This is a genomic window from Streptomyces sp. UH6 (assembly GCF_013421635.1).
Classification (GTDB): Bacteria; Actinomycetota; Actinomycetes; order Streptomycetales; family Streptomycetaceae; genus Streptomyces; species Streptomyces abyssomicinicus.
On sequence record NZ_JACADT010000105.1, the window covers coordinates 1 to 10,352 of the forward strand.

Here is a 10,352-nt window from a genome sequence, read left to right on the forward strand (position 1 = left end):
CGTGGCGGCCGAGACCGACGAGCGCGCCGAGTACCTCGGCCGCGCCTTCGTCCTGGGGCAGATCGTCATGCGGACCTCCGACTGGTTCACGCTGCTGCCCACCGCCGAGGAGGCCGCGCGGCACCGGTACGGGCCCGCCGAGGAGGCGTTCGTGCGCGAGCGGCTCGACCCGCAGCTGGTCGGCGGGCCGGACACGGTGCGCGGGCGGCTGGCCGCGCTCGTCGAGCAGACCGGCGCGGACGAGGTCATGGCCCTGTCGATGATCAGCGATCACGCCGAGCGGGTGCGCTCCTACGAGCTGCTCAGGCAGGCGCTCGAGGACCTGCGGTCCGGTGGGGCTGGTGGCTCCGAGACCGCGCATGCTACGGTCCATTCCATCAAAATGAACTAGCTGGTTCAATTCACCTGATGGACGAGTTCACTGAACGAGGAGAGTGTCATGAGTGAATCCCAGGAGGCCCGGCTCGATCCGGCGCTCCTGAGGCTGCTCTGGGTCCTGGTGCTGGGCGCGGTCCTGGCGCTGCTCGACGCGACGGTGGTCAACGTCGGCATCGACTCCCTGGGCAAGGAGTTCGACTCGCCGCTGTCGACGATCCAGTGGGTCGCCACCGGCTATCTGCTGGCGGTGGCCGTCATGGTCCCGGTCTCCGGCTGGGCGATCGACCGCTTCGGCGGGCGCGCCGTCTGGCTGAGCGGCCTCGGCCTGTTCCTCGTCGGCTCCCTGCTCACGGGCTTCTCGTGGAACACCGAGTCGCTCATCGTCTTCCGGGTCCTCACCGGCTTCGGCGGCGGGGTCCTCGAACCCACCATGCTGACGCTGCTGGCGCGCGCCGCGGGGCCCGCCCGCACCGGGCGAGTCATGGGCCTGATGTCACTGCCGCTGATGCTCGGACCGGTCATCGGCCCCGTCGTCGGAGGTGTCGTCCTCGAGTGGCTGAACTGGCAGTGGCTCTTCTTCTTCAAGGTGCCCATCGGCATCCTCGCCGTCCTGCTCGCGCTCAAGGTGGTGCCCGGCGCGGAGAAGGGCCAGAGCCAGGGGCAGCCCCTCGACCTGCTCGGCGTCCTGCTGCTGTGCCCCGGCTTCGCCGCCCTGATGTTCGCCTTCTCGCAGGCCGCCGGCGGCGCCGGCTTCGGCCAGACCAAGGTCGTCGTCGGCCTCGTCGTCGGCGCGGTGCTGATCGTCGGGTACGTCGTCCACGCCCTCGGCACCAAGATCGCACCGCTGATCGACATGCGCCTCTTCTCCAGCTCGGGCTTCTCCGCGAGCGTCGCGGCGATGTTCCTCGTCGGCGGCATGCTCTACTCGCTGCTGTTCCTCGTCCCGCTCTACTACCAGCAGGTCCGGGGCAACGGCGTCCTCGCCGCCGGCCTCCTCCTCGCCCCGCAGGGCATCGGGGCGCTCGTCGGCATGCCACTGGCCGGACGGCTCAGCGACAAGCTCGGCGCGAAGCTCCTGGTCCCCGGCGGCGCGGCCCTCGTGGGCCTGGGCACCATCGGGTACACGCAGGCCGGCCCGGACAGCAACCTCGTCCTGCTCGCCGTGTGCTCGGTGATCTCCGGCTTCGGCCTCGGCATGGTCGGCGCGCCGGCCCTCGCCTCCGTCTACCGCACCGTGCCGCCCAGCTCCGCGGCCGGCGCCTCCAGCGCCCTGATGATCCTCAACCAGATCGGCGGCTCCATGACCGTCGCCCTGGTCGCCTGGGCCCTGGCGAGCCAGACCCTGGCGAGCGACCTCGTCACCGGCTTCCACCACGCGTTCTGGTGGGTCGTCGGCGCCGCGGGCGTCGTGCTCCTGGCCGGGCTGCTGCTCCCGGGCAGGCCCGAGCCGCAGCCCGCGGCCGGGACGCCGCGGGCCGACGCGAACGAGCCGGTCACCGGCCACGCCTGAACCGGCAGCGACTCGACCGTGCCGTCGTCGAGGACGCCCGCGTCGCGGAGGAGGGTGACGAAGTCGTCGATCGTGTGCATCACGCGGATCCACCGACGAGCGGGCCACCGAGATTCTGCTGGACTGGACTCGGTCACCACAGGCGTTCGACGCCGCCTTCGGCGACAGCGCGTCACCGACCCAGCTCCAGCACCAGGACCTGCTCTCGCAGGCACTCGAACAGCGCGCCGGGGAGACGTGACGGCACGTGTCTGAGACGGCCCCTGCTGAGGCAACCATGACGCGCACGCATGGCGGGGTCCCCGAATTGGAGGAGGTGGTGGTCTGGATCGAAGTGCCGCCCTCGGTGTCTGCTTGTCTTCGGATTGGTCGGAGCGGAAGGGGACGGGTATGCCGCTGGAGTTCGGGTTGTGGCGGGTCGACGACAAGCCGGTGCGGGTCACGACGAAGCCGATGCCGCTGGAATCCCGGCTCGAGGACCTGATCGAGGCCGATCCGGCGATCCTGGGTAAACCTCTGCTGCTGATTGGCCGCCAGGTGCCGACGCCGTACGGCAAGGTAATCGACCTCCTTGGCATCGATGCCGAGGGTAGCCTGCACGTGCTGGAGCTCAAACGGGATCGCACGCCTCGGGACGTGGTGGCGCAGGTCCTCGACTACGGCTCGTGGGTGCAGGAGCTGACCAACGAGCAGATACGCGAGATTTACGGCACGTACGCCCGCCGGAAAGGTCTCGCGGAGGAGTTGGACGAGGCGTTCTCGCTCACCTTCGGTGGCAGCCCGCCGGAGGCGTTGAACTCCACCCACTCCCTGACCGTCGTCGCGAGTGAGATCGATGCCGCGACGGAGCGGATTGTCAGTTACCTGGCATCCGGATTTGGGGTGCCGGTCAATGTCTTGTTCTTCCGGTACTTCGAGGATGAAGGACGTTCCTACCTGGCCCGTACCTGGCTGATAGACGATGCCGATGCCTCGGTGCCGTCCGCTGGGACGAAGGGCCGCGGAAAGCAGGAGCTGTGGAACGGGACGGACTGGTACGCGTCGTTCGGTGACGAGACTGGTGGCCGCAGCTGGGAGGACGCACTGCGCTACGGGTTCGTGTCCGCCGGTGGCGGGGAGTGGTTCTCCCGCACGATTCGGTCTCTGCCGCTGGGTGCGCGCGTGTTCACCCACATTCCCAAGGTGGGATACGTGGGCGTCGGCACCGTCACCGGAGAGCCGCAGCCGTTCGACGAGGCCGTCCTCGCGGTTGACGGCGAGGAGCGGCCGATGTCCGACCTCCCTCTGGCGGGTGTTTACCGATCCGGCGGCGGGGTCGCGCAGCAGGATGGGGAGGACCGCCGGGAGTGGATCGTGCCGGTCATGTGGGAACACGCCGTGCCCCGGACGGAGGCGCTGTGGCGCACGGGTTTCTTCGCCAACCAGAACTCCGCCTGCAAGCTCCGCGCCCGCTTCACCATTGAGGAGGTCTCCCGCCACTTCGGTGTCGTCGCAGATCCCGGTGGCGCCTGAGGAACCAGGACAACCGCGGACCTTGCCCTCCCGGGCCAGCATCGCCCGCCGCCCGGCCCCGTGGACCCGTGGGCCGGTGGACGGGAGTGAAGGCACTGTCGCCCGCCGGACGGTACCGGATCCGGAATCAGTCCTCCGGCGGCGGATCCAGGATCACGTCGGAGACATCCCAGCCACCTTTGACGGCCGGTCCGTTCTGACCCATCGTGCAGGCGGCCGCCGATGTCGAGTCCGTGGGCGTCCACGCGCCGTACACCCTCACCGGCGGTTTGTCGTTGGAGACCCAGCAGTCGACCCAGACCCGGAAGAATCCGGTGCCGCCCGTGCAGGTTACGACGAAGTTGTAGAAGGAATGGTAGCGCTCAGGGGCGCACTTGTTCGGCAGTGCCTGTGCGGTGCTCGCACCGACGCCGACGAGGGTGAGCGCGGCCATGGTGGCCGCGGTGAGTAAGGCGGCGATGCTTCTGCGCATGTGTGGCTCCCTCGTGGGGGTGCTCCGCCCGGACGGACGGCGGAGCTGAGGGCGCTGTGCTGCAGTGTCGCAGGGGGAGATGCAGCGGACAACGGGGCGTAACGTGGCCCGCGTGCCCTCCGCGCTGAGCCGCCTCTTCCTCGTCCCATACCGTGTCGCTGCGGGGCCGCCCCGTACGACGGCGGCGGGCTTGCGGTGACCTTGTAGGCATCGCACAGCACGTCCGCCGAGGCATCGGCAGCTTACCGATGCAGACGGTGGAGGACGCCCTGCCGACCTCTCCGTCGTCCGACTCCGAGGACGAGTCACCCGCCTGAGTCCGGCGCACCGTCACTGGACGCCGCTCTTCGGCTTCGGCGACGGTGCGCCAACCCTTCCTCGCCCGTCGCCGCGCTTGCTCAGTTGCAGTCCTCGGAGTCCTCGACCGCTGCGGTGAACGCGGTGATCAATTCCTCCATGGCGACCGGATCCTCCTGGTCGGGCGCCAGTACATGGATGATGGTGTACAGGTTCTGGCGGGGGTGGTCGTCGGAGGTGCAGGAGGAGGTCTTCCCGACTCCGCCGGTGCCCGAGTGGACGAAGCGGGAGTCGGCGGAGACCTTGGCGCCTTGCACCCCCAAGTAGCCGGACGCCACCGACGTGGCGGACTCTCCCCGGGCCCACCAGGTACGGGTCTGGCGCAGAACGATGTCGCCGTCGATGAGCACGTCGCACCGCTTGGTACCGCCGTTCGGAGCCGACTCCTTCGTGGTGAGGGTCTTGCCGCCGGGCAGGAAGGGCTCCACGAGCCCGGCGTCGAGCGGTATCCCGCACAGAGCGCCCGGAATGTCGTATGCCCGCTTCTCCTCGCCCCCGCCGGAGCAACCTGTGAGGGCGAGGGCGCCGAGAAGAACGTTCACTGCGGAGAGGACGGTGGAGCGGTGCACGGGGAAGCCCTTCGGTGCGGCGTGGTCGGAAGAAGGAGGAGGCCGGCGGGAAAGGTCACTCCACCTCGGTCTTGAGATGGGGTGCCATGAAGAGGACGTCGGTGCCCCCGTTCCTGAACCCTTGCTGCGAGGCCGTGCGGGCGGTCTCGTCGATGCCCGCATCCTGGAGGTCCTTGCGGTGGTGCGCCTGGGCGGCGAGTTCCGCGGCCTTCTCCGTGTAGGCGGAGTTCTTCTCCATGCCGTCCGCCCATGCCGCGCCCGACTTCGGACCGGCCTCCTCCATGTCGGTCGGCTCGAACTGCTGGAAGAACATCTCCACGATCGCCCCGCTGACGGTGCCCGCGGCGCCTCCGGCCACCGCGCCGACGGCCGGGGTGGCGGCGAACGAGGTGCCGACCCCGATGCCCGTACCGATCACCCCGCTGGTCACGCCCTTCCACACGTCCACCGAGTTCTTGAAGTCCTCGGCCTTCTGGTGAGCGGGGCCCACGATGGCCTCCTGCTGGCCGACCGTGAGCATGCCCGATATCTGACCGGAACCCTCCGCGATGTTCGTGACGGTCTGTACGAGATTCTTGGAGTACTCCGGCGGAGTGTCCGGATTCAGGTGGTAGTCCATCAGGTTGGCCATGTACGCCTTGTTGGCCACCTCGATGGCCGCGTAGCCCTCCGGGTTCTGGCCGACGGAGACCATGAGCGCCGCCACGTCCGCGTGCTTGAGTTCGGCCGCCGTGCCCGCGACGGGGAAGAGCGCGTCGACGTCCCCGTCCGAGTCGTTGGCGACCGCACGGTTGATGTCCGGCAGGTATTCGGAGGTGATCTGCCCGATGCTGTCGCCCATGACCTGGTGGTTGGTGAGCAGCTCGGGCTTCTCCGCGATGGAGGTGACCATCCTCTCCATCAACCGTGCCTGATCTGCGGTGTGCGGAGGGGCCTCCGAGGCCACGGGCAGCTCGCCCGCCGGGTGCCCGGTGATCGCGGCCTCCAGGGCCAGACCCAGGTTGTTCTTGGCGCCGACGATCTCCTTGTTGTCGGTGCTTTCCTCGGGCCACCGCTCTCCGAAGATGTAGTCGAAGTTGGAGAGCGCGACGTTGTTCTTCTTGCCGTCCTCGCCCTCCTTCTCGAACGGGGAGTCCTCCTTGGAGACGAACTCCTGGTGGAAGAAGTCCGTCGCCGCGTCGGGGCTGTTGGAGAGGGCCTTGAGGTAGCCGGAGAGCGGGTCGCGGCCGCTCTCCTCGCCGAGGTGGTTGAGCCAGGGGCCGTCACCGACGTGCGCCCAGGCGAATTCGGGCTGCTCGCCGTTGCCGGACCGCTCGCGCTCGGTCCGCATCAGGGCGGTGCCGTAGCTCTTCAGGAAGTCGTCGTCGTAGTCACCCGTGCGGAGCAGGTTTCCCATGACCTGGTAGCCCATGTACTGACGGCCCGAGCCGACGAAGTCGTCACCCATGGCGACCATCCGGCCCTTCCAGGAGGCCATGTCGGCCGACTGGCTCTGGGTGGCCTCCGCCAGCGTCATGCCGAGGTTGCGCTGCAGGTCGTCGAGCTTGTCCTCACGCTCGTACAGCAGCATGCCGGTCTGGTTGGAGTCGTGGAGACCGGTCCAGAAGTCCATCAGTCCCTTGGGGCCGAGCGAGGTGGTGAAGCGTTCGGCGAAGAGAGGGTCGTCGGAGTACTGGGCGAGGCTCTTGTTGAGCCGGTCGATGTCGGCGGTGGTGAGGTCGGTCGGCTTTTTCTTCGCGATGGCGGCGAGTTCCTCGGCCTCCTTCAGGGCCGCAGCTGCGGCGTCACGGTCCTTGTAGGTCGCGTCGGAGAAGCCGTAGGTGGTCTGCTTGGCGAGAGCGCTGAGGATCTTGCTCGCGGAGTCGTCGCTCGCAGAGGCAGCGGAGAGGATGTCCGTGACCTCCTTGCACAGCGCGCTCACGTCACTTTGGCTGTGGGAAGGCGGCGTGTATCCCTCCGCGGCCCGGTCGGGATGGATGTTCATGGTGACGGTGAAGGTGCCGTTCCCGGTGTCCATCACGGTCAGGTTCTTCTTCAGGCCGTTGTCTATCGCGGTCTTCAGCTTCGTCTGGCTGGACCGCAGCTCCGCGGCAGTGTCACTCAGAATGGCGTGTATCGATTTGGCCTGGGTGTGCGCGTCCTGGATCTCGCCTGACGTCTTGTAGATGAAGGCCTTGGTCACCTTGTGGTTCTCGCCGGCCCAGTTGGCCTTGGTGGCCGCTTGGTGCAGGCCCTTGTCGGCATCCTCGGCCAGTTCCTTGAGGCTACGGACGATTAAGTCCCAGTCCTCGACCGCGTCATCGAGGAGTTTGAAGTTGGCGAATCGCAGTGCGTCGAGATCCATCGGTCGGTCGCCCCCGTAAACGTGGTTACTTCTTCTTGTCGCCGTAGATCGGATTCTGCGCGCCGGGCGGGCCGGACCGCTCGTCGAAGCCGGCGTCCAGAGTGTCGATACTGCTCATCTGCCGGTAGATGTACGCCTCGTCCCCGGCATGGATTTTCTTGGTGACCTGCATGTGGTTGGAGATTTGGGCGCAGGCGTCGAGAACCGAGTTCAGCTGCTTGGACCACTGGTTGTACACCTCCTGCAACCCGGAGCCCAGGGCGAAGCCCTGAGTGCTCAGGTCCCCCGCAGCCTTGCCGACACTGGTGTTGTCGAGCCTGGCCCGGTCCCACAACTGGTTGTGGAGGGTGTGGGCGTGACTGCCAATCTTGGCCAGGTCCTGCTGCGTGACCTTCAGGTCACCCGTCTCGCTGGGCAACGGGGGCGCTCCGGCCGGCCCGGCATCGGCCGGATACTGGTTGAGTTGCATGCCCTGCTGGCGCTCCAGCGCCTCGCCCTTGAGCTGGTCCCACTCTTCCCACGCCACCGTCCTGTTCCTTCCCCCGGGTGCATCTACGGCCGACCGCGCCGATGGTAGCCACTCGAACCGGTGTGCAGGCTTTCTGTGCGAACTCTTTACGAGACGCGACGCCGCCGATGTCAGTTTCGTATTTCCGGGATAAGCCTGGACGGTCGCGTTTGCGGACGTCGAGGGGACGAGTGGGTCGGGTTGTCAGCGCGGGAGGGGGGTAGGGGGTGCCTGTGACGGACCGGCGGGGCGGCGCCGGCTGCAGGACTTCGCCTACTTGCGCCGGCGTCCGGCCGACACGGAGAGCTGGGTCACCGCACTGCGGAGCCGGCTGTGTCTGGAGCGAGGTCGAGCGGCCCCCTGGCGGGGGCGCCGCCCCTTCGGCAGTGGCCTCTTGGCGCACCTCCGCGTGCGGAGCGCGCACGAACCGTTCGGCGTACGGTTGCAGACCTTCGCGTGTGCGCGCAGACCTCGAACCCGTAGTGCTCGAGCGGAGCCATGGAGCGAACCGGTTGCTGTAGAAGGCCCGCTCACTCGAGCCGATCACCACCGCATCGAACCCGCTCCGGATCCGACATCGCCACCAACAGCGCGGAAGCCGCAGGACGCCGCGCCTAAGGAAAGTCGGGTAGTTGGCGTTTCCCGCTGGTCACACAAGTGGTGTTGACGGGGTCTCGACGTAGGGCAACAGATCTCATTGGTACAGGCAGTCGTCCCAGACAGCTCATCAGTTCGTCGGCGGTTCCACGCCGACGTCGCGGACCGGCGGGAGAAGCACGCCACAAGCCTGCGGTGTCCACTCGGCTTCGTCTGGCCGGAGGCACGTCATCGACGCGGCCCACGACCTGAACGCGGCCGCCTTGGAGGCCGACCGGCAGGCGCCGCGACGCAGCGCGCGAGGACTTGGGCGCGTGAGCGGCAGCGTGCGGGGCGAACAGCACCCGGAGCGGGTCTGCTACTTCCTCCGCCTCAGCGCTCCTCATGAGGACCCTTTCAGTGGCTATGAGGCGGCTGAACCGCTCAAACAGCGCGGTAGAGGCAGTCTGAGGGGCTGCGCGTTGCTCGGGTCATCGCCTCCGGTTCCTCCGGAGCAGAACCGCGAGACCTCGGCGACGAGCCGAGCGCGCTTCGGCCTCCGGCGGCCGTCCGTCCGGCCCTGGCGCATCCCGCGGTTCCCTCAGGCGCACCGCGAAGCCAAGCGTCATGGACGCCGCAACCACGAGGAGTGAGCCAGGCAGCAGAGCCCACAGGCCAAGACCCATGAGAAGAGCGGCGATGGTACAGACGGCTGTCGTGAAGGCGGACACACCGAAGACGGCCGTGAGGAGCATGGCGTGCTCCCGAGGTCTCGCCAAGTCTGCCTGTACTCGGAGACGAGCCTCCCGGACCGTACGCTGACGTTCGTTCTCCATGTGCCGCATGACTTCCCAGTCCTCGGCAGACAAGTTCTCCGGGCGTACGGGCTCGCGAGACGGCTCTCCGCGCCACCGGGCCATTAGGAGGCCTCCTTAGCTCAGCGCGTAGGCGGTCGCGAGGACGGCAGCCAGCGATTCCATCAGAGTGACATGGTCGTTGTTGAAGTCGGAGTACTCGGGCGCATCCACTGCCAGGACGCCAACCTCCTTCGTGCCAAAGATCACTGGCACAGCGATCACGGCCTTGTAGCCCGAACCCGGCGGGATCAGGTAGGAGTGCCGTTCCACGACCCCGTCGATCCGGAATGTCTTGCCACCACCACCGAGGATTTGCGTCTTCATGTGCGTGGTGCCGACCGGGTCGATGACGTTCCTCGGCACACGATGATGCGGGTAGTAATCCTCCCGTCTGAACTCGTCTGTCGCCGCGTCGTAGAGGTAGAAACTGCACCGTCCTCGAGGAATGAGACCGGGAGCGACTGCCGGGGCGGTCAGTTCGACAGCAGCAATCGGAACACCTTCTCCTCGCCCTTGCTCCCATCCGCCCATACGGAGATCACAGCAACGGCCACACCGAATATGACGGAGAAGACAAGAATCAAGAACTGAACGCCGTGCTTCTGCAGCCACTTCATCCCCCCTGCACACCTCGCACTCTCGCCCCGGCTGCCCGCTCGCACGCCGTGTTCCCCTGTGCCACGGCAGCGTGAAGTCATCGTAGGGACGAAAAGTACAAGGAAGACCAAGATTGCGCCGAAGTGCTACGGGAGTGGGCCTACCCCCAAGGCATAGCCGACCGAGTGGACCAGCGCCGGCGGCAGCCGTCCTCGGTGCGGTTGACGGTGGCGCTGCGGCCGTTGCGGTCGGTGGTAGCGAGGTCGGCCAGGCCTCGCCGTCACCGCCGGGCTCGCTGCCGTACGGGGCGGTGAAGCGGCGGACCAGGCCGGTCTGCGGGAGGAACATGCGGCAGCGGAACACCGCTGCCGTGCAGTGGGCTCGGTTGGAGCCGCGCCTTCCGCAGAACCCACCGTCGCGGCCTTTCGCCTCCGGCTGCGCCCATGACCCGCCGCACGGCCCGTAGACGCCTGCGGTCAGCTCAGCCGGGCGTCGGCGTACACGGTCATCGCATCGCGCTGGTAGACGGCGAGACCCTCGGCGATCCTGTCGAAGTTCGCCCGCATCTGCGGGTCGTCGACATAGGTCTGGCCCACTCCCTTGTACGCGGCCGCGCTCGGGGTCCAGAACCGGCAGATCTGCTGGTAGTTGGCGTCCACCTCGGTCTGTACC

General features: G+C 67.7%; 9 protein-coding genes and 1 pseudogene. 3 read left to right on the plus strand and 7 right to left on the minus strand.

Annotated features, from left to right (window positions below; all coding sequences use genetic code 11):
* The 3 genes and pseudogenes from HW445_RS08860 to HW445_RS08870 form a co-directional block, all read left to right on the plus strand.
* Nucleotides 1-391 (plus strand): annotated as a pseudogene (locus HW445_RS08860) (hypothetical protein); the annotation flags it as partial.
* A gap of 48 nt (nucleotides 392-439) precedes the next feature.
* Nucleotides 440-1,888 carry a DHA2 family efflux MFS transporter permease subunit gene (locus HW445_RS08865; protein WP_180220476.1) on the plus strand — a complete coding sequence of 483 codons (1,449 nt, stop codon included), beginning with the start codon at nucleotides 440-442 and terminating at the stop codon, nucleotides 1,886-1,888.
* Nucleotides 1,889-2,278: 390 nt separating this feature from the next.
* Nucleotides 2,279-3,400, plus strand: coding sequence for an endonuclease NucS domain-containing protein (locus tag HW445_RS08870; protein WP_180220477.1), 1,122 nt, complete (start codon nucleotides 2,279-2,281; stop codon nucleotides 3,398-3,400).
* Nucleotides 3,401-3,527: 127 nt separating this feature from the next.
* Here the strand turns inward: HW445_RS08870 and HW445_RS08875 are convergent, their stop codons facing one another.
* The 7 genes from HW445_RS08875 to HW445_RS08905 form a co-directional block, all read right to left on the minus strand.
* On the minus strand, nucleotides 3,528-3,872 hold the full coding sequence (locus HW445_RS08875) for a hypothetical protein (protein ID WP_180220478.1): 345 nt from the start codon (nucleotides 3,870-3,872) through the stop codon (nucleotides 3,528-3,530).
* A 398-nt stretch (nucleotides 3,873-4,270) separates the two neighbouring features.
* Nucleotides 4,271-4,771, minus strand: a complete 501-nt coding sequence (locus tag HW445_RS08880) for a hypothetical protein (RefSeq protein WP_180220479.1) — start codon at nucleotides 4,769-4,771, stop codon at nucleotides 4,271-4,273.
* Nucleotides 4,772-4,853: 82 nt separating this feature from the next.
* On the minus strand, nucleotides 4,854-7,142 hold the full coding sequence (locus HW445_RS08885; RefSeq protein WP_180220480.1) for a DUF6571 family protein: 2,289 nt from the start codon (nucleotides 7,140-7,142) through the stop codon (nucleotides 4,854-4,856).
* A gap of 25 nt (nucleotides 7,143-7,167) precedes the next feature.
* The gene (locus HW445_RS08890) at nucleotides 7,168-7,668 is read right to left on the minus strand and encodes a hypothetical protein (protein WP_180220481.1); all 501 of its coding nucleotides are present in this window, start codon (nucleotides 7,666-7,668) and stop codon (nucleotides 7,168-7,170) included.
* A 1,490-nt stretch (nucleotides 7,669-9,158) separates the two neighbouring features.
* Nucleotides 9,159-9,614: a GAF domain-containing protein gene (locus HW445_RS34375; protein WP_374939622.1), complete on the minus strand. Its 456-nt coding sequence runs from the start codon at nucleotides 9,612-9,614 to the stop codon at nucleotides 9,159-9,161.
* Entirely contained in the window at nucleotides 9,557-9,700 is a 144-nt protein-coding gene (locus tag HW445_RS08900; RefSeq protein WP_180220483.1) for a hypothetical protein, read from the minus strand. The genes HW445_RS34375 and HW445_RS08900 overlap by 58 nt, the downstream gene beginning before the upstream one ends.
* A 456-nt stretch (nucleotides 9,701-10,156) precedes the next feature.
* A partial coding sequence (locus HW445_RS08905) for a TipAS antibiotic-recognition domain-containing protein (RefSeq protein WP_180220484.1) occupies nucleotides 10,157-10,352 on the minus strand: 196 nt, incomplete at its 5' end.

Bases quoted from the DNA above. Each gene is read 5' to 3' on its own strand.
- HW445_RS08865 (WP_180220476.1), top strand. From the start codon at position 440: ATGAGTGAATCCCAGGAGGCCCGGCTCGATCCGGCGCTCCTGAGGCTG.
- HW445_RS08870 (WP_180220477.1), top strand. From the start codon at position 2,279: ATGCCGCTGGAGTTCGGGTTGTGGCGGGTCGACGACAAGCCGGTGCGG.
- HW445_RS08875 (WP_180220478.1), bottom strand. From the start codon at position 3,872: ATGCGCAGAAGCATCGCCGCCTTACTCACCGCGGCCACCATGGCCGCG.
- HW445_RS08885 (WP_180220480.1), bottom strand. From the start codon at position 7,142: ATGGATCTCGACGCACTGCGATTCGCCAACTTCAAACTCCTCGATGAC.
- HW445_RS34375 (WP_374939622.1), bottom strand. From the start codon at position 9,614: ATGGGCGGATGGGAGCAAGGGCGAGGAGAAGGTGTTCCGATTGCTGCT.
- HW445_RS08900 (WP_180220483.1), bottom strand. From the start codon at position 9,700: ATGAAGTGGCTGCAGAAGCACGGCGTTCAGTTCTTGATTCTTGTCTTC.